The sequence below is a fragment of the Kangiella sp. genome (assembly GCF_014762745.1).
In the GTDB taxonomy this organism is placed as follows: Bacteria; Pseudomonadota; Gammaproteobacteria; order Enterobacterales; family Kangiellaceae; genus Kangiella.
The window spans coordinates 18,999-38,364 of record NZ_JABURJ010000122.1 but is presented as its reverse complement, the minus strand read 5'-3'; the positions used below and the strand labels follow the sequence as shown (position 1 = coordinate 38,364).

The following is a 19,366-nucleotide window of genomic DNA, read 5'->3' as shown; positions in this document are numbered from 1 at the left end:
ATAGAGCCTGATGGTGAGTAAAGATAGTTGAGTAAAGGGGAGGAGGTTAACTTCGCCCCTTTTTTATTACTTATTCAGGATTAATGATTCATGCAAACAGAAACTACTACCAAACAACTTCCTCTGCTACCACTGCGAGATGTCGTGGTATTTCCACATATGGTGATCCCGCTGTTTGTTGGTCGCGAGAAGTCAATCCTGGCGCTTGAAGAAGCAACCAATGGCGATAAACAGGTTATGCTGGTTGCTCAGCGTGAAGCCACAGAAGATATGCCGGATACCGAGCAAATCTATGACTATGGATGTGTCGCGACGATTCTACAGATGCTGAAGTTGCCAGATGGTAATGTCAAAGTTCTGGTAGAAGGCGTGCAACGCGCTAAGGTCAAAAGATATGTTGATACCGACCCGATGTTTGTTGCTGAGGTGGAACTGATCCCTTCAAGTTCCGAGCAAAGTGAAGAAGCGGATTCACTGGCGCGTGCTGCATTAAGCAGTTTTGATAAGTATGTCAAATTGAACAAAAAAGTGCCTGGTGAGATTTTAACCACTCTGTCAGGCATTGAGAATCCGAGTCGCCTGGCGGATAGCATAGCTGCTCACATGTCGCTGAAAATCGAAGATAAACAGCAAATTCTTGAAATGGAGAGTGTCGCTGAACGTCTTGAACAGCTGATGGCCAAGATGGAAAGCGAGATGGACCTGCTTGAAGTTGAGAAGCGGATTCGTGGTCGTGTTAAAGGACAGATGGAAAAGAATCAGCGCGAATACTATCTGAACGAACAAATTAAGGCGATCCAGAAGGAGCTTGGTGAAGGCGAAGAGACTGTATCTGAGCATGAAGAACTGGCTCGTAAAATTGAAGAGTCTGGCATGACCAAAGAGGCTAAGGAAAAAGCCGAGGCTGAATTGAAAAAGCTTAAAATGATGTCACCCATGTCTGCCGAAGCTACTGTGGTGCGCGGCTATATTGACTGGCTGCTGGGAATGCCATGGAGTAAGCGTAGTCGTGTTAAGCACAATTTGAAGAAAGCGGAAGAGACGCTTGATGCCGATCATTATGGGTTGGAAAAGATTAAAGATCGCATACTGGAATATTTAGCGGTTCAACAGCGCGTTAAAAAATTGAAAGGTCCGGTCTTGTGTCTGGTGGGGCCTCCTGGTGTCGGTAAAACGTCACTTGGGCAGTCCATTGCTAAGGCGACCGGTCGTAAGTATGTGCGCATGGCACTTGGTGGCGTTCGTGATGAAGCTGAAATCCGCGGCCACCGCCGTACCTATATTGGCGCAATGCCCGGTAAGTTGATGCAAAAAATGAGCAAGGTAGGAGTTAAAAACCCTCTATTCTTGTTAGATGAGATCGATAAAATGTCGATGGATATGCGCGGTGACCCATCCTCTGCCTTGTTGGAAGTGTTGGACCCTGAACAGAACCATACCTTCAATGACCATTATCTTGAGGTTGATTATGATCTGTCTGAAGTGATGTTCGTTGCGACTTCCAATTCGATGAATATTCCTGCGCCACTTCTGGACCGTATGGAAGTTATTCGTATACCGGGTTATACCGAGGCGGAAAAGCTTGAGATCGCAAAGCGCTACCTTGTGCCAAAGCAGATGAAAAATGCAGGTTTAAAGAAAGGTGAACTAGCGTTAGAAGATTCAGCGATTCAGGGCATTATCCGCTACTATACGCGTGAAGCCGGTGTGCGAAATCTTGAGCGTGAAATCTCTAAGGTTTGTCGCAAAACTGTGAAACAACAGCTTTTAGCAGATAAGCCGGAAAAGACAGTAAAGGTTAATGATGAAAACCTTGATAAGTATCTTGGCGTCAAGATTTATGATTATGGGCGTGCCGGTGAGTCCAATAAAGTTGGGCAGGTGACTGGTCTTGCCTGGACGTCGGTAGGTGGTGAACTGTTGACTATCGAGTCGGTAGTGGTTGATGGTAAAGGAAAAACCACCTATACGGGCCAGCTGGGCGATGTTATGAAGGAGTCTATTCAGGCGGCCATGACGGTAGTGCGTAGCCGTAGTCTGGCGCTGGGTATTGAAGCTGATTTCTATGAGAAAAAGGATATCCACATCCATGTTCCTGAAGGTGCAACACCGAAAGATGGACCAAGTGCGGGTATTGGTATGTGTACTGCTCTTATTTCGAGTCTGACGGATATTCCGGTAAGAAAAGATGTTGCCATGACCGGTGAAATCACTCTGCGAGGAGAAGTTTTGCCAATTGGCGGACTCAAGGAAAAGCTTCTGGCAGCTCACCGAGGTGGTATTAAAACGGTCATTATTCCGAAGGAAAATGAACGTAATCTGGCCGACATTCCAGATAATATTAAAAAGGATTTAAAGATTGTGTGTGTGAAATGGATTGATGAGGTGATTGATCTTGCGCTAGAGCGACCACCTGAACCAATCACTAAGCCGACCACTGAAGCGCCAGAAAGTGAGGGTGCTAAAGTTGACGACCAAGACAAGCTCCATGCACACTAATGCACAAAAAGCCTGCAATTCGCAGGCTTTTTGACCGTTTAAAGGAAATTTTCTTGACACATAAAAGGGTCAGTTGATATAACAGCAGACCTTGAGTTGTGCAGTAGAACGCTAATAATTACTGCTAAATTTTTGTACATCAGATTACTCTAAATAAAAGGGGAAAGTGAGTGAATAAATCAGAATTAATCGACGCTATCGCAGCTGGCGCGGATATCTCTAAAGCGGCTGCTGGTCGTGCACTAGACTCTATGTTAGGCGCAATTACAGATTCATTACAAAAAGGCGAGCAAGTATCTCTAGTTGGTTTCGGTACTTTCGCTGTTAAAGAGCGTGCTGCTCGTACAGGTCGTAATCCAAAAACTGGTGAAACTATTCAGATCAAGGCTGCAAAAGTTCCTGGTTTTAAAGCTGGTAAAGCTCTTAAAGACGCGGTAAACTAGCCGCCGTTTTTACGGGTGGTTAGCTCAGTTGGGAGAGCATCGCCCTTACAAGGCGAGGGTCACTGGTTCGAGCCCAGTACCACCCACCATGCTTTTTAGTGTCCTTAAGTATGGTGTCCGTAAGACGACAATTTAGGAGCGGTAGTTCAGCTGGTTAGAATACCGGCCTGTCACGCCGGGGGTCGCGGGTTCGAGTCCCGTCCGCTCCGCCAGAAACTAAACGCGCCTACCAAGGCGCGTTTTTTTTATCCAGTAACCAAAGTCTGTTTCCTGAGCTTTCAGGTTATCCTTTTGTCCGCTATTAATATTTTTAGTGACCTAATACTGAGTAACTGGATAGTTTGGATTATAATTAAAGTTTAATGTTCGGACTGAATAATTAACAAATAGGTAGTTTCAGCCATGATGTTGGAAAGAATACAGCAAAGCATGCAAGGGCCGATTATGAAGGTGGTACTATTTATCATCATCATATTCTTTGTTTTTGCGGGCTATTTTACGGGTACTTTGTTTAGTGGTAACCCAGACAAGGTTGCAGAAGTTGAAGGTGCAGAGATCACTAACGCTCAGATTCAGCAGAGGGTCGATCGAGTGCGTCAACAGATGGGGCAGCAGTTTGACCAGCAGTATGCAACTGAAGCCAGTCAACAGCTATTGCGTGAGCAGATCAAACAGCAGCTCATTAATGAGCAAATTATTAGAGCAAATCTTAATAAAGCTGGCTTAACTGCTTCTGAAGAGCAAATTAAGAAGTGGATTAGAAGTTTTCCTGATTTCCAGATAGGTGGGATTTACTCGCCCGAGCGAGCCAAGTCTGCTTTGATTAACAGTGGGCTAACTGAAGAGCGTTTTCGTCAGTATGTGCGCCAGGAGATTGCCCAGGAGCAGCTTAATAAAGGTGTAGGAGCAAGTAACTTTGCTTTGGACTATGAGGTAGAGGCTTTCTATCGTCTCCAGGAGCAAGCCCGTCATGTACGCTATGTTCGAATTAGCCAGGAGGACTTTGCTGATTCAATTGAGGTGACTGATACTGAAATTGAAGAATATTATCAGCAGAATCAGGCTCAATTTGAGCAGCCCGAAAAAGTCAACCTGCGTTATGTTCGGTTATCCATTGATCAGCTGACAGAAGCTTATAAAGCGCAAATTACTGAAGAGCAGATCCAGCAGTTTTATGACAACAATAAAAACAGCTATCAGGATCCTGCTGAAATTTTAGTAGCTCATATCCTTATTGAAAATACGGTAGATGATGCGGAGGCAAAAGCAAACGACATCCTAAACCAGATTAAGGGTGGGGCAGATTTTGCTGAGATGGCAAAAGAGCACTCGAGCGATACATTTAGTGCTGAGAATGGCGGCCAGCTGGACTGGGTTGATGCTGTGGCTTCAGATGACAATGCCACTGGTACTGGGTGGGTACCTGAATTTGAACAAGCTGCTCTTGCTCTTTCAGATGTTGGAGCAATGACCGACGTGGTTGAAACTCAGTACGGGTATCATATTATCAAGCTTGTTGATAAAAAAGAGGCCGAGGTTTCATCTCTTGCAGATGTAGCAGACGATATTCGTGAGTCCCTTGCTCAAGATAAAGCGCAGGAAGAGTTTTTTGCCAAACAGTCTAAACTTAACGAAAACTTGTTTGAGTATGGTGATGACCTGGATAAATTTGCCGAGCAGGTGGGCTTAGACGTTCAGGAAACAGGCCTGTTTAGTGAAGACTCGGCAACCGGCATTGCCGCTAACCCAGTATTCCTGGAAAAGGCATTTTCTGCATCGATACTTGAATCCAGCGAAGTTAGCGACATGATTGAGTTGACCAACAATGACATCGTGTATGTCACTGTTAAGGATTATCAGCCTGCGCAGGTACAGCCGCTTGAAGAAGTGAAAGAGACTGTGGTTGCCACCTTAAAAGAAGACAAGGTGCGTAATGCAACAAAAGAATTTGCTGACCAGGTTCTGACCAGGCTTGAGGAAGACGGCGATGCCGACACTTTGTTAAGTATGGAAGGCTTAAGTTGGAGTGAAACAAGTGGTTTGAAGCGACGCGATACAGCTATCGGCTTTGATATGACTAATGCAATATTCAACCTTAAAGCACCCGCAGAGGGAGAGGTTAGTCGCTCCGTCGAGACCTTGTTTAACGGTGATTTTGCAGTAATTGAAGTTAAAGCGGTTAATTATCCTGATGTAAGCACCATGGATGATGCTACACGTCAGCAAATCAAGCAGCGCTTAGCCAATGCTTATGCGCAAGGTGAAATGCAGAGCTTGATGCAAAGCTTTAGAGATAAGGCAGACATTTCTGAGTAAGTACTTCCCATAGAATTTTTAAGGTACACTTTTGAAAGTATCTTTTAAGCCACTCTCATATAGGGTGGCTTTTTTTATACTCTAAAGATATGAACTATTTTTCTATTGCTCTACGGTAACTGGATGAGGCGTTAAGAAGTTCTAATGTATGCTTGGACTGGGGCTGGCTAAAGACTTCACCCACTCGCCCGTACTCTTTCTGTTCGCCATTATGCATTACTAGCACTTTATCGCTAAAGTGTTGCACCAGCCCCAGATCATGGGAAATAAAAACATAGGCCAGATCAAGGCGATCCTGAAGATCCAGTAGGAGGTTAATAATCTGCGCCTGGACAGAAACATCCAATGCTGAAACAGGTTCATCAGCAACGATGACTTTTGGATTTAGCATCAGTGCTCTGGCAATTGCGATCCGTTGGCGTTGGCCACCGGAAAAGGTATGTGGGTAGCGGTCAGCATACTCTGGCCTTAATCCAACCAGATCCAGAACCTCTGCGATGCGATCTTTTCGGCTTTGACTATTACCGGTTTTGGCATTAATCAGTGGCTCTTCCAGACTTTGTCTGATGGTTGCTCTTGGGTTTAATGAGGCTGCTGGGTTTTGAAAAATCATGCGTATGTTGCGGTACCAGCTGAAGGAAGCATCTTTCAGAATATTACTACCTTCAAACAATAACTCGCCACTATCGGGTTTTTCAGCACCAACCAGGATTCTAGCCAGGGTTGATTTACCCGAGCCTGACTCACCAACCACTGCTAAAGTTTGGCCTGCGCTTAAAGTAAAGCTAACGCCTTTGAGCACCTCGAGGTATCGCTGCTTAAATGGATTGTTGGAAACCTTATAAGATTTACGCAGCAGCTTTGCTGATAACAGGCTTTGCATCAGGATTCCTCCTCTTCAATTAGAGGGAAGTGGCAACGCACTCGACGTCCTTTAATGTTAAATAGCTCTGGCGCCTGAACACATTTTTTTGCAGCGTATGGACAGCGGGGCCCAAGGTAGCAGCCTACCGGTAAGTGACTGATGGGTGGCGTTGACCCTGGTAGGTTAAACAATCGACGCCCTTTTTTATAGCGCATACCAAAATGCGGCACACTATCCAGCAAAGCCTTTGTGTAAGGGTGATAGGGCTGGCTCAAAAGATTGTAAGTTCTGCCTGACTCCACTATTTGTCCGCAATACATAACATGAACTTTAGTGGTGGTTTCAGCCAGAATCGAAAAGTCATGCGTAATCAGCATCAGCGCCATATTATGTTCTTCTTTGACTTTAAGAAGCAGATCGAGGATTTGTGATTGCACCGTAACATCAAGTGCCGTTGTAGGCTCATCAGCGATAAGCAGTTTCGGCTGGCATGCCAATGCGATAGCTATCATGACCCTTTGATTGAGGCCACCTGATAGTTGGTGCGGGTATTCCTTATAACGGCGCTTGGCATCCATAATGCCAACTTGTGCTAGTAGCTCCAGTGCTCGGTCTTTACGTTGCTTGGTTGTGCCACCTTCGTGAAAGCGAATGGTTTCATCCAGCTGATAGCCTATTGTCAGGGCTGGATTTAAGCTGGATGTAGGCTCCTGAAAGATAATCGAGATGTTGCCGGTGATGAGTTTGTGCCGCTCGGCAGGGCTCATTCGCGTTAAGTCATGCCCGTCGAGGTTAAAAAGATCGGCCTGCATTCTCGCTGCCGGAGATAGCAATCCTGCGATAGCCAGCGCCATAACACTTTTACCGGATCCCGACTCGCCAATGACACCAATGACTTGGCCATTATCAATACTGAGTTTGACCTTGTCGACGGCTCTTACCAGACCATCATCGGTCATAAAGTCCACATTCAGGTTTTCAATTTGCAATAAACTCATAAGATTACCTGTTTAATCGTGGATCAAATGCATCGCGTAGTCCATCACCGACCAGATTAATGGATAACACAGTTAGGAAAATGGCCAGTCCAGGCAAGGTCATGGTCCAGGGAGCAAACTGGATAAAGGCTCTGGCTTCGGACAGCATGGTTCCCCATTCGGCCATGGGTGGCTGAGCTCCTAGCCCAAGAAAGCCAAGGGCTGCAATATCCAGCAAGGCGGTCGAGAAACTGAAGGTCAGTTGCACGATTAGTGCTGGAATAATATTCGGCCAGACATGGTGCAGTAGTAGTCTGATGTGTCCGGCACCATCGAGTCTGGCGGCCATGACATAATCTTTGCCAAGTTCCTCCGAGATAGCACTTTGAGTTACTTTCACGAATTGAGGGATCAAAACAATAACCACGGCATAGACCGCATTGGGCAGTCCTGGCCCAATCATAGCAACAATGGCAATGGCCAATAGCAGAGAGGGCAGGGACAGCAATAAGTCCATGAAGCGCATAAGTAGTGAGCGTAAGCCTGAATTCAGGAATGCAGCGGCGGCTCCCAGTATAATGCCTATAAATGCAGCTGCGAAAACCACCATCAAAGTCAGCTTAAGCGACAGGCGAGCACCGTGCAGCAGCCGTGACAGCATGTCGCGCCCCAGGTCATCGGTGCCAAGCGGTGTTACAAAGTCACCATTGTCGTACCAGAGGGGTGGCGTCAGAATTTTATCACTGAACTGCTGGGCGGGATCATGCGGAGCAAACCAGGGACCGATCAGGCTCATCAACAGAACTATAAGCAGGATTAAGCTACCTGTCATGGCACTTTTATTATGGCTAAATACCTGCCAGGCTAATTTACTATTGGAGAGCGTCACGACGGCCTCCTTAGTCTTGGGTTCATATAGCTTGCCAGCAGATCGAGCGCTAGATTGAAAGCTATCACCAGTAGTGATAGGGCCAGAATTCCTGCCTGAATGCTGGCAAAGTCGCGTCGTGAGACTGCTTCAAGCAACCACTTACCAACACCAGGCCAGGCAAAAATATATTCGGTAATGATCACTCCCGACATGATGATGCTGACCTGAACGCCGCTGATCGTCAAAATGGGGATGAGCGCATTTCTAAGTGCGTGGATCCAGATTATTCGTTGTTGGCTTAGGCCTTTGGAGCGGGCGGTACGAATGTATTCAGCTTTAAGCACCCCCAACAAGGATGAGCGTGTCATGCGGGCGATAATGGCCATCGGTATTGTGCTCAAAGTTATGGCCGGTAGTATTAAGTGCAGCAGAGCATTGAAAAAGGCATCGAAACCATATTGACCCTGACTGAGCAGAGAGTCTATCAGCATAAAGCGCGTTACCGGCGGAATGTCGTAAACATAGTCAATTCTACCCGCCACTGGCGTCCATCCCAGGGTCAAAGAAAAAAGTAGTACCAGAAGCATCCCCCACCAGTAAATTGGCATGGAATACCCGGCCAAAGTGACTCCCATCAAGGTGTTATCCAGCCACTTGCCGCGTCGATTGGCGGCCATAATACCCAGTGTCAAACCAAAGACGATGGCGAACAAAAGGGCAAGTACAACTAGTTCAATAGTGGCAGGGAAGTGTAACAGGAAGTCATACAGTACCGGACGGTTATGAATGCTGGAGAATCCCCAGTCACCTGCTAAAAGAAACTGCAGGTACTCGAAATATTGGCCAATGAAATGTTGGCTCTGGTAAAGATGCAAAGCTTCATCGCCCTGTTGGCTGAGCACAAAGGTTAGCAAGGTCAAACCAAAGAGGCTGACAAATAAGGTGGTTCCATGCCGGATAAGTAGTCTGAACATTAGTCCATACCCTCTGCGGACTTATCATCAGTGTTAGTAAATGTCACATTGTCGAATTCGATATTGCCTACAGGTGATATGACCAGGCCAGAGACGTCAGGCTGGCTGAGCAGGCTTTTATTGGCATGTGCTATGGTCAGCCAGGGCGCTTCCTGCTTGAAGAGGGTTTGTGCTTGCAGATAGTATTCTTTGCGTTTGTCGACATCGGAAGACTGGCTGGCCTTTAGAATAAGTTGATCGAATTCTGGGTGGCACCATTTGGCATAGTTGTTACCGCTGCGGGCAGAAGCGCAACTCAATAATGGGTTCAGGAAATTGCTCGGGTCACCGTTGTCTGCGTTCCAGCCAAGCAGGACGCTATGGTGCAGTCCCTGGCCAACCCGGGCGAGAAATGTCCCCCATTCATAACTTATGATTCGAGCCTTAACTCCAATTTTTTCTAAATCCTGCTGCATCATCTCAGCCATCTTGCGAGCATTGGGATTGTAGGCCCTTTGGATCGGCATTGCCCAGATATCGATGGTAAAGCCATTTTCATAGCCAGCTTCGGCGAGTAACTGCTTTGCCTGTTGAGAATTATAGCGAACACGTGAGACCTGTTTGTTGTAGGCCCAGGACGAAGGTGGAATCGGGCTGGTCGCAATTTGGGCCTGTCGGTCATAGACGGCTTTTAAAATGGCTTCGCGATTAATGGCCATGGACAGTGCCTGTCGTACCTTCACATCGTGGAAGGGTGGCTTTTCCACATTAAAGGCCCAGTAGGCCACGTTAAAGCCAGGTACTTCTAAGATGGTCAGTTTGTTCTGACGGGCAATACGTAAATGAACCGGCAATGGATTGCTCATAATGTCGCATTCGCCAGCGCTGAAGCGTGCAAAGCGCATGGCGGCATCTGGTGTAATGGAGTACACCAGATCGGTCACTTTCGGCGAGCCTTTGAAATGAGCCGCAAAGGCTTCGTAGCGAATGTGTGAATCTGGCTCGTAGCGCTTGAGTCTGAACGGGCCTGTACCAATTGGCCTGCTGTCGATCCACTCAGGCTTCTCCATCACCTGTAAAACATCGGCATACTCTGCTGATAAAATAGATGCAAATGGGGTGGCAAGGATGGCAAGAAACGGACTTTCGGGGCGCGATAACACAAATTCAACTTCAGAATCACTGACTTTATTGATATCCAGAATCAGCTGATCCAACCCCTGGGAATAAAAGTAGGGATAGCGACCACCAGAAATCGAGTGGTAGGGATGATCGTCCAATCGTTGCCGATTAAAGCTGAAAATGATGTCATCTGCATTTAAAGGGCGTGTTGGGGTGAATACCTCGTTGCCGTGAAAGCGGACATTGTCTCTTAGTTTAAAACGGTATCGTGTGCCATCATCGCTGATCTGCCAGGATTCAGCCAGTGAGGGGGCAATATCAGTGGTGCCAGGGGTGTAGGTTACAAGCTGATTATAGATAGTGTGAGCTGTGGCATCATACGAAGTTCCGGAGCTAACAAGCTGCGGATTAAAGGAGTCAGGACTTCCTTCAGAGCAATAGACAAGTAAACTGTCCTGCTGTAATGAGTCTAAATCATCCTGAGGTTGGCAAGACCAACACAAGAAGCCACTAAAAAGTGCCAAAAACAGAGATTTAGAGGGTGTTTGTATGCTCATTCGGCAAAGTTGTTCTTGTCGGAAGTTCTAATCATACCAATGTTAATTTGGCATGGATAGCCGAGGTTGGGAATAATGGCACAAAATACAGTCAGTTAGCATAATAACTTGTGAGGTTTACCTAATTTTACAACTCTTCAAGTTGAAAGGAATCAGGCATTTACCTATACTGAATAAATGCTAAAAGGGTTTGGCGCTGATACATTTAATTATCGATAACTTATTGATAAGTCAACCGAAACCAAGCTCTTCTAGATAAAGATAAGATCAATATTTAATCAATTAAGAGTCGTACAATGATGATGAAACCTACCTCTAAGCCATTTCGTGTGCCTGTATTTCGGGCGTTACTAGTGGCAGCGATGAGCTCTTTAGCGCTAAGCAGCTTTGCTAAAAGTGCTGAGCAAGGTGATTCATATATGAGCGATGAGTTATTTGTGATGGATGGTCTGCCGGGCACACAGTTTGCCGGCTTTAAGCCTTTTGTAATTGACGACTCCAGTGTGCGCGTTACCGCAAATGACATCAGTGTCAGTTTGCTGGCTAATAATAAGTTCAATGCCTTAGGCTCCAAGAGCCTTGAAAGCGATCCTCTTGCCTTCAGCATCAAAGATGAAGAGCAGGGTGAGTGGCTCGTTTCTTTGGATTTATCTCGAGCAGCACAAACTAAAGAGGCTAACTCGAACTTTCTAGCGGCATATCAGGCGCCCAACCAGACTTCTCAGTTTTTCGTAAATTATGGCAAGCAAAGCTTACCGGTTTCCGTGAGTATTGATGATTCTGTTCACTCTATGCTGGATCAGAAGGCTCTTGAGCAGAACTCTGTGGGCTTGGGGTTTAACCAGGAGGTAGGACAGGGCTGGGATGTAACCATTAGTTATATGAAGTCGGATATAGAAATGGTAACAACCAAGTCTGCATTGTCAGAATTGGAGCAGCAAGACACTGGCTATCGCTTCTACTACGACTTTAATCAGGATGGCTCTCCCGAGTCGATTAACCTGAAATCCAATCTGGCTGGAATTGAAAGTTTTCAACAAGACCTGGAAGGCATCGAGATCAAGATCAGCCGGCAGGTTAATGATGACTTTACTCTAGGAGCTTCTGTCGAAAGCGGCAAAGGGCGTTATCAGGAACACTTTCTGGGTCTTCAGGAACAAGACACGCCATTTGAGGCCAGCGCGCTATCACTTTATGGTGGGATGCGGTTCGCTGAGGATTGGACACTTGCAGCTAATGTAAATAAGCAAGAGAGTAAATTATCCTTAAATTCAGGATCTTCCGAACTGTTGGAGTTCGAAGATACCACTCTTGATATTGGTCTTCAGTATCAGACCAGATGGAACAAAACCGGATTAGTTATACGAATTGATTTGATGAATCTACTGGGTGCTGCGCACTTGGAAGATTCAATGTCGCAATCAATGGATTTAGATGCCAGCGGCTTGGTTCCCTATACATTCCAAAGCCCAAAGTACATAAAGTTAAGCGGTAGTATCAACTTTTAATAGCTAGACTTTTCAGGGCAAACCAGAAGCTCTGATAATTTATAAGTTTAAGTTATGTATTGCATAAAGAATTGTTAATTCCCCCGATACATTTGTTGACCCATACCGCCTTTCTCTTTATAGTTGGCCTCTTTGTCCACAAGTTTAGGCCGCAAGGCTGGCGTTAATGCTTTTAAAATTAAGGCTTTTTGCTGGACGATAAATCACTTGATTTTTTTGTCTGAAAGCTCTAGTTTTCAAAAGCATTGGCAATCAAAAGCAAAGATTTCTGAACAGAAATTTGGGTAAGTTTATGAAAAAACAACTATTTTTAAAGAAAACAGCCGTTGCCGTTCTGGCCTCAGCTGTCATGGGCAGTGCATTCGCAGCTGGCCAGTTTGAGTCATCAATGAACATTGAGAAACAAATTGATCGTGCTGCAGCGAGTACTCAAGTATCGGTAAATAAGTTAGCGGAAGAAGCAACGGATTTATCACTTGAATATCGTAATGCTTTGCAACGTGTTGATCAGTTGCGTGTCTACAATGCTCAGCTTGAAAAGCAAATTGCTAGTCAGGAAAAGCAGATCGTCGATAGTGTCCAGGAAATGGAAAGTATCGATGAAACTGAAAAAGGTGTTTTACCTTTAATGGATGAAATGATCACAACTCTTGATGAGTTTGTTGAGTTAGACATTCCTTTCAACTTGGATGCGCGTCAAACACGTGTTCAAAATCTTTATGCCTTAATGGATGACGCGAACGTTTCTGTATCAGAGAAGTATCGTAAAATCCTGGAAGCCTATCAAATCGAGATGCAGTACGGTAATGCTGTATCAGTGGATACTGGTAAAATCGATGCGAATGGTGAGCCACTCGAAGTTGAGTTCTTGCGTGTTGGTCGTTTGACTTACGTATATTTAACTCTTGATGGTAAGAGTGGTGCTTACTGGAACAAGCTTGAGCGTAAGTGGGAATCTTTACCAGAAGAGTACTTAGACTCTGTAGCTAATGCGATTAAATTCTCGCGTGGCATTTCACAACCCGTTCTATTTAAAGTCCCAGTTCCAGTAGCGGAGGCAGCACAATGAGAAATATTCTAGCTATCACATTAGCTGGCGTCTTCGCGCTGGCATCTGTTGCTACCAATGCGGCAGAAAGTTTGTCACATTCAGACCTTTTGAAGAAGGTTCGTGATAAAGCGCGTATTCAAGAGCAAGTAAACGAGCAGCGCGTTCAACAGTTCCGTTCTCAACGTAATCGTCAGGCGGACCTTCTGGCTGATGCTAAACGACGCCTGGCTGAAGAAGAAGCTAAAAGTGAGCGTTTAAAGGCTCAGTTTGATGAAAATGAAAAAGAGCTGACTCAAATCTCTGAAGATTTGCGTATTAAACAGGGTAACTTGGGTGAGTTGTTTGGTGTTGTTCGTCAATCTGCAAACAGCATGACCGGTGATATCGGTACTTCATTAGTGAGTGCTCAGTATCCAGGTCGTCAAGGCTTATTGAATACTCTGACCGAAGCTGATGCACTTCCTAAAATGGAACAGTTGCGTGCTTTCTGGGTTTTGATGTTGCAAGAAATGTCAGAGCAGGGCCAAACAACAACATTCACTGCTGATGTGGTCAATGAAGGTGGTCGCTCAGAGCAGCAGACTGTAACTCGCGTTGGTACTTTCAATCTGATTTCAAATGGTGAGTATTTGTTCTTTGATAAAGGCGTCATCAAGACATTGCAAGTACAACCAGACTCTCGTGTTCTTAATCAGGTAGAAGAATTCCAGTCAACTAATTCTGGCTACGCTGGTTTGTTCCTTGATCCTAGTAAAGGCGCAATTCTGCAGTTAGAAAAGCAAAAAATGAGCCTGATTGACCGTTTGTGGGAATTCAGTGGTTTTGCAGGTAAAACTGTAATGGTGCTGCTGGTTATTGGTCTATTAATCGCACTTGAGCGTATCTTTACTTTGTACTTTGTTACCGGTCCAAAAGTGCATTCGCAGAAGAAATCTGCAACGCCTGGCAACAACCCTCTTGGTCGTATCATGAAGGTTTACCAAGCAAACCGTAATGAAGACGTAGAAAATCTTGAGCTTAAACTGGATGAAGCAGTTCTGAAAGAAACGCCTAAGATTGAACGTGGTATTAACTTAATCAAGGTAATTGCAGCACTTGGTCCATTACTAGGTCTATTAGGTACTGTTGTAGGTATGATTGAAGTATTCCAATCGATTACTCTATACGGTACAGGCGATCCGAAAACTATGGCTGACGGTATTTCACAAGCGTTGGTAACAACGGTTTGGGGTCTATTAGCTGCTATTCCTTTAACTTTCTTACACGCTGTAGTTGCTGGCAAAAGCAAGAGCATTATTCATGTTCTTGAAGAGCAGAGCACTGGTTTAATGGCTCAGCATGAAGAAAGTAACGGATAGGTAATTCTTATGGAATTAATCTATACGATACTCGATTTTATAGATAAAGGTGGATGGGTCCTATGGTGGATAGGACTCGTTCTCTTCTTAATGTGGACCTTTATTATCGAACGGTATTGGTACATCTACAGTGAGTTTCCAAAAGAGGCAAGAATGATGATTGCTCAATGGAACGCTCGTGAAGATACTAAGTCATGGCAAGCACATCGAATCAGAGAAGCTTGGGTATCGATTGCCCGTGAGGCCCTTAATCAGCGCATGCTTTTGATTAAGACTCTGATCGCAATATGTCCATTGCTTGGTCTGTTGGGTACCGTAACCGGTATGATTGATGTGTTTGAGAGTATGTCTGGCCAAGGCTCAGGTAGTGCTCGTCAAATGGCAGGTGGTATTTTTAAAGCAACTATTCCTACAATGGCTGGTATGGTTTCAGCATTGTCGGGTATTTTCTTTAGTAGCCGTCTTGAGCAAACAGCTTATATTAAGTCGCATCAGTTAGCTGATAATCTTCCACATCACTAGAATTGGTGAACCTTAATGGCGATTGAGACTCAAAAGAAACAAGAAGATGTAGAAATTGACATGACTCCGATGCTGGATATCGTGTTCATTATGCTTATCTTCTTTATTGTGACGACTGTGTTTGTTAAGCAGGCCGGGGTTGATGTTAGCAAGCCTACTGCACTATCTGCAGAAGAGCGTAAAAACGCATATATCTTTGTAGCTATCGATGATAAAAACCAGATTTTTATTGATAAAGATATGCTACAACCGTCTGAAATTAAGGCAAAAATACAGTCGCTAAGGACTGAAAACCTTGAAGGTGAAGTGGTTATCCAGGCGGATAAAAAAGCACGAGCCGGATTGGTGTTAGAAGTCTTGGATATTGCAAAAAGTTCCGGTGCAAATGTATCTGTAGCAACGGAAAGGGTTGAATAACATGGCAAGAACATTATTAAGTGCGTTATTAGCGATTGGTATCGTACTTGGCATTTTCTTATTGATGAATGCTCTGATTGACACTGCTGGTGATCAAGAACGAGAAAGAGACAATGTCAATATCGATATAGGCTTCATTGAAGAGGAAAAAGATGTACAGCGCAAAGAGCGTACTCCTCCTAAAAAGCCACCACCACCAAAAGAGCCACCACCTCCTCAGCAGCAAGATGTTCCTGAACAAAAGCAGGTGGTTACAGCTTTAGTTGACATCAAAATTGATAATATTGATGCAACAATGGATGGTGGTGGAATTTACATTGGCGGGCTAGGTTCATCAGATTTTTCTGGCATGGGCGACGGTGAAGCTATTCCTTTGGTTACTGTTCCACCTGAGTATCCGCAAAAAGCTGCTCTGGAAGGTATTCAAGGTTTCGTACTGTTTCAGTTTGATATTGCTCCTGATGGATCACCATCAAACATTCGTGTCATAGATGAAAACCCTAGGGGTATGTTCCGTAGAGAAGCCTTAAGAGCGATACGCAAATGGAAGTTTAAGCCACGCATTGTTAATGGTCAGCCAATCCATCAGCGTGACATGAAGTATAAATTAGACTTCCAGCTGGATAACTAACTCTGAGTAAAGTAATAATTATGACTAAAATTTCATACATCGTTGGAGTCATTGCTTTGACAGTAGGTACTGTGGCAAACGCTTTGCCACAGACTAAGTACACAAGCTCATGTAAATTGCTTGCTCCTAAACAAGGCGAGTACGACGAAGAGAAAATGCCTACTATTACCTCTGAGTCAGCATACAAAAAAATTACTGCGGCTAATGAGGCTTATGCGGACGGTAAATACAACGAATCCATAGCGATACTGAACGATATTATCGAAAACTCCGGAGACAAAGTTGTAGTTGGGCGTTCCATTTATCTGCTAGGCGTAAACTATCGTGAAATGGGGCAGTATGCAGCAGCTAAAAGAGAGCTCATTAGAGCTATGGGTACAGGCATGCTTGGTAAGCAAAATGAAGTTAATCTTCGTTTAATGCTTGCTCAAATAGATGCCTCACAAGAAGATTACAACTCAGCGATTCGCTGGATGAAAGAATATTTTGATGAGGTTATCAATCCTCCTGCAACTTCTTACGCAACTTATGCAAGCTTGTTATATCAAAAACAGGATTTTCGAGCTGCGATCTGTCCGGCCTATCTAGCTATTCAGGAAGGTAGTAAATCCACTAAGCCGTTATACAGCATGTTATTTGCTGCCCATATCGAGCTTAAGGATCTGCCAGGTGCAGAGGTTATTGGCAGAGAGATGGTTGAGTTATTTCCTGCTGAAAAGTCAGTATATAACAACTTGTTTGCTGTGTTGAGCCAACGCGGTAAATCTGCTGATATGTTAGCACTAGCTGAACTTGCTTACATGAACGGTATGTGGGATTCGGAAACTAACTACAAGCAGCTTTCAGCTTTGTACTCAAATAACCAGATCCCTCTTCTTGCTGCCGAGCGCCTTGAAGAAGGTGTTAACAAAGGTATTGTAGAGTCAGACGAAGATGTTTGGAAAAGTATCGCTAACAGTTATAAATATGCAAAAGCAAGTGATAAAGCTGTTGCTGCTTACAAAAAGGCCGCATCATTTGTAAGCAATGGACAGTATGACTATCAAATTGCAAGCGTCTATTTTTATGACGAAGAATATACAAAGGCAATTGAAGCATTCAAAACTGCCATTAGAAAAGGCAATTTGAAAGATGGCGATGCTGGATATGCTTATTTGCAGATGGGAGTAGCCCATCAACGCCTAGGCCAGCCTAATCAAGCAATCTCTGCTCTAGAGCAAGCCAGAAATTATAAAAACGTTTCTAAAAATGCCACTGCTTATATCGGTTATATACAACAAATCGAAAAAATGAAGAAAGAGTTGGCATTAAACGATTAATGTTTTATAAAGGCCTCATCAAGAGGCCTTTTTTTATGCGTAAGTTAGCTTTTCTCATCATCTTTTTATCCGCCAGTTTTGGTTCCACAGCTGCGGATTTATACACATCAGTCAAGTCGTCACTTTCTGAATCGATAACTGATGATTTTAATATTCAACTTATTGATGCGAATATTGCCGGGCATTATGTTCTGATAAAAGCAAGCGCGGAAGTAGATATATCTGATGAATTTCAAGGTGTTGCCCGTAGCTTGACCAAAAGTGGCTTCCAGCAGAGTTATAATAAAGATCTTACCTATCACCAACTTTTAGTAAAAGCCCCACGAGACAGTCTTGATGGTGTTTTGCAGTTATTTTTTCAGAAAGTTTCTAACAAAAAGTTAAGGTCTTTAGAGTTCATTATCATAGGTAGTATTAACCAGCAAAGACTGCTTGGCCTGGTAAACAGACAATTCAATGCTTCTGGTATCGCTTTCGATAGCACCGTTAACTTACCAGAGAACGATTCCGTTATTTCCTTGCCAGCACTTGATACAGAATCTGGAGTGGATACCCCTCAGGCTGGTGACTGGATGGTTCGGCTTAGCGCTGCATTAATTAATTGTAATTACCTTAGTCAAACTTATGTCAGCTTCAATTATAATCAGGAAAAGTTTTTCTGTAACCAATACGCACCGAATCATTCGATTACCGACAAAGAGGTCGCTAATTTTAAAGATGGCTTGTATTCCAGTATTCAGTTAAGTATCGAGTCCCCTGAGGGATTTCTTAATTATATTGCCTCATTTAACTCTGAGCGTAGACTTGAGTTATCTCAGGCCTATTTCAACACTCTACCAAGTCTGTCTATTGACAGTATTCTCGAGTACCACTATAAACAAATTCTTAATGTTGAAATTGAACCTTCACTATCAGTAGCCAGTGCCAAACAGACTGTTTCTTACCAGTTACCTAATAACTTTAAGGTAAAGTCTAATTTTATAGATGCCAATTCCAAGGTCGTGAACTTCACAATTGCTATTGATAGCACCTATACATGCGTTCAGCTAAACTGTTCAAGCTTGGCAAGTTTGCCCTATATAGACTATACATACTCAGGTAACCTGCATCTTTTCAGCATTCAATATCCTGCAGCAAATGAAACTAGCATTATTGGAGAGCTTAACAAAGTATTGTTTATTCCATTGTCTACTTCGAACCGCATTGCACAGGAAGACATCCTTATTACTTTGCAGGGTGGTTATCTGCTAGAAGCTTATGACGAAAGTTTTTCCCTTCTGGCGAAACTGCCTCTAGTGAATTCCAACCTCAAGTCGATGAGCCAGCAACAACCAAATGGAGATAAATTAAGGTTTTATACAAATAGAAATAATCAAAATCTAGTGACGATGAATCTGACAAGTGTACCTGGAAGCTCATTCTGGGAAGAGTCAGAGCTTTACTATTTTATTTTAGCAAATAGGCTAAAGGATATGGATGACAGTATTGTTTTCAATAAAGCAAACACCTTGGTTAATTTCAGCCTGCCCGCCAGTTTCCACCTTAATAAAGCTGCATCACCCATTCAGATTGACTTTCCTTTTACTGAGGAAGATAGGTTACAGGATATTATCGCTAATCTTCTTAAGCAGATTGGTGATTTACCCAATAAACTGTCTCGTGATCAGTTTGTTGAGTATAAAAGAGGTGTTATCACTAACATTCAACTTTTAGAAAATAATAGTCAAGTAATCCGTCAGCTTTCACAAGCTTACGATCTTGAGAACCCTGGTCAGATGTTACTTGCCCGTCTGGAAAGCTTAAGTTATGAACAGTTTCAGTCTTATTTGAAGCGCAACCTTGCCTACAGCACTATCAGTATTTCGACTCATTATGAGTTAGAGGAGAGCTTGCGCGAGTCTCTAAAACAGATATTCAGTGATTCACACTAAACTTGTTGGTTTAAAACCAGTATTTT

At 44.0% G+C, this 19,366-nt stretch carries 16 protein-coding genes and 2 tRNA genes; 13 read left to right on the top strand and 5 right to left on the bottom strand.

The genetic code is table 11. The annotated features are described in order from the left end of the window. Positions 1–90: 90 nt before the first annotated feature. The 5 genes from lon to HUJ19_RS10845 all read left to right on the top strand — a co-directional run bounded on the left by lon (position 91) and on the right by HUJ19_RS10845 (position 5,258). On the top strand, positions 91–2,499 hold the full coding sequence (gene lon / locus HUJ19_RS10865) for an endopeptidase La (RefSeq protein WP_290624223.1): 2,409 nt from the start codon (positions 91–93) through the stop codon (positions 2,497–2,499). 170 nt (positions 2,500–2,669) lie between these two features. Further along, positions 2,670–2,942: an HU family DNA-binding protein gene (locus HUJ19_RS10860; protein ID WP_015780967.1), complete on the top strand. Its 273-nt coding sequence runs from the start codon at positions 2,670–2,672 to the stop codon at positions 2,940–2,942. A 13-nt stretch (positions 2,943–2,955) separates the two neighbouring features. After that, positions 2,956–3,031, top strand: a tRNA-Val gene (locus tag HUJ19_RS10855). Positions 3,032–3,077: 46 nt separating this feature from the next. Next, positions 3,078–3,154, top strand: a tRNA-Asp gene (locus HUJ19_RS10850). Between the two features lie 190 nt (positions 3,155–3,344). Further along, positions 3,345–5,258 (top strand): SurA N-terminal domain-containing protein, encoded by a 1,914-nt coding sequence (locus HUJ19_RS10845; RefSeq protein WP_290624222.1) that lies wholly within the window; start codon positions 3,345–3,347, stop codon positions 5,256–5,258. Positions 5,259–5,352: 94 nt separating this feature from the next. Here the strand turns inward: HUJ19_RS10845 and HUJ19_RS10840 are convergent, their stop codons facing one another. Genes HUJ19_RS10840 through HUJ19_RS10820 form a run of 5 tightly spaced genes read right to left on the bottom strand, consistent with a single transcriptional unit; the run spans position 5,353 to position 10,603 of the window. Then, a complete protein-coding gene (locus HUJ19_RS10840) occupies positions 5,353–6,141 on the bottom strand; it encodes an ATP-binding cassette domain-containing protein (RefSeq protein WP_290624221.1) in 789 nt (262 codons plus the stop codon). After that, on the bottom strand, positions 6,141–7,121 hold the full coding sequence (locus tag HUJ19_RS10835; RefSeq protein ID WP_290624220.1) for an ABC transporter ATP-binding protein: 981 nt from the start codon (positions 7,119–7,121) through the stop codon (positions 6,141–6,143). Before HUJ19_RS10835 ends, HUJ19_RS10840 begins: the two co-directional genes overlap by 1 nt. Before the next feature lie 4 nt (positions 7,122–7,125). Further along, positions 7,126–7,989 carry an ABC transporter permease subunit gene (locus tag HUJ19_RS10830; protein ID WP_290624219.1) on the bottom strand — a complete coding sequence of 288 codons (864 nt, stop codon included), beginning with the start codon at positions 7,987–7,989 and terminating at the stop codon, positions 7,126–7,128. Continuing rightward, positions 7,986–8,945: an ABC transporter permease gene (locus tag HUJ19_RS10825; protein ID WP_290624218.1), complete on the bottom strand. Its 960-nt coding sequence runs from the start codon at positions 8,943–8,945 to the stop codon at positions 7,986–7,988. The genes HUJ19_RS10830 and HUJ19_RS10825 overlap by 4 nt, the downstream gene beginning before the upstream one ends. After that, complete coding sequence (locus HUJ19_RS10820; protein ID WP_290624217.1) at positions 8,945–10,603, bottom strand: ABC transporter substrate-binding protein; 1,659 nt, start codon at positions 10,601–10,603, stop codon at positions 8,945–8,947. Before HUJ19_RS10820 ends, HUJ19_RS10825 begins: the two co-directional genes overlap by 1 nt. A gap of 296 nt (positions 10,604–10,899) precedes the next feature. Between HUJ19_RS10820 and HUJ19_RS10815 the strand changes: the two genes are divergently transcribed. The 8 genes from HUJ19_RS10815 to HUJ19_RS10780 all read left to right on the top strand — a co-directional run bounded on the left by HUJ19_RS10815 (position 10,900) and on the right by HUJ19_RS10780 (position 19,340). Then, positions 10,900–12,111, top strand: a complete 1,212-nt coding sequence (locus tag HUJ19_RS10815; RefSeq protein ID WP_290624216.1) for a hypothetical protein — start codon at positions 10,900–10,902, stop codon at positions 12,109–12,111. A 292-nt stretch (positions 12,112–12,403) separates the two neighbouring features. Continuing rightward, positions 12,404–13,180 carry a DUF3450 domain-containing protein gene (locus HUJ19_RS10810; protein WP_290624215.1) on the top strand — a complete coding sequence of 259 codons (777 nt, stop codon included), beginning with the start codon at positions 12,404–12,406 and terminating at the stop codon, positions 13,178–13,180. Further along, on the top strand, positions 13,177–14,520 hold the full coding sequence (locus tag HUJ19_RS10805) for a MotA/TolQ/ExbB proton channel family protein (protein WP_290624214.1): 1,344 nt from the start codon (positions 13,177–13,179) through the stop codon (positions 14,518–14,520). The genes HUJ19_RS10810 and HUJ19_RS10805 overlap by 4 nt, the downstream gene beginning before the upstream one ends. 9 nt (positions 14,521–14,529) lie before the next feature. Then, positions 14,530–15,042: a MotA/TolQ/ExbB proton channel family protein gene (locus HUJ19_RS10800; RefSeq protein ID WP_367274006.1), complete on the top strand. Its 513-nt coding sequence runs from the start codon at positions 14,530–14,532 to the stop codon at positions 15,040–15,042. 15 nt (positions 15,043–15,057) lie between these two features. Then, entirely contained in the window at positions 15,058–15,459 is a 402-nt protein-coding gene (locus HUJ19_RS10795; protein WP_290624212.1) for a biopolymer transporter ExbD, read from the top strand. A gap of 1 nt (position 15,460) precedes the next feature. Continuing rightward, positions 15,461–16,090 carry an energy transducer TonB gene (locus HUJ19_RS10790; RefSeq protein ID WP_290624211.1) on the top strand — a complete coding sequence of 210 codons (630 nt, stop codon included), beginning with the start codon at positions 15,461–15,463 and terminating at the stop codon, positions 16,088–16,090. A gap of 20 nt (positions 16,091–16,110) precedes the next feature. After that, a complete protein-coding gene (locus HUJ19_RS10785) occupies positions 16,111–17,409 on the top strand; it encodes a tetratricopeptide repeat protein (RefSeq protein ID WP_290624210.1) in 1,299 nt (432 codons plus the stop codon). Continuing rightward, positions 17,409–19,340: a hypothetical protein gene (locus HUJ19_RS10780; RefSeq protein ID WP_290624209.1), complete on the top strand. Its 1,932-nt coding sequence runs from the start codon at positions 17,409–17,411 to the stop codon at positions 19,338–19,340. Before HUJ19_RS10785 ends, HUJ19_RS10780 begins: the two co-directional genes overlap by 1 nt. Positions 19,341–19,366: the final 26 nt, after the last annotated feature.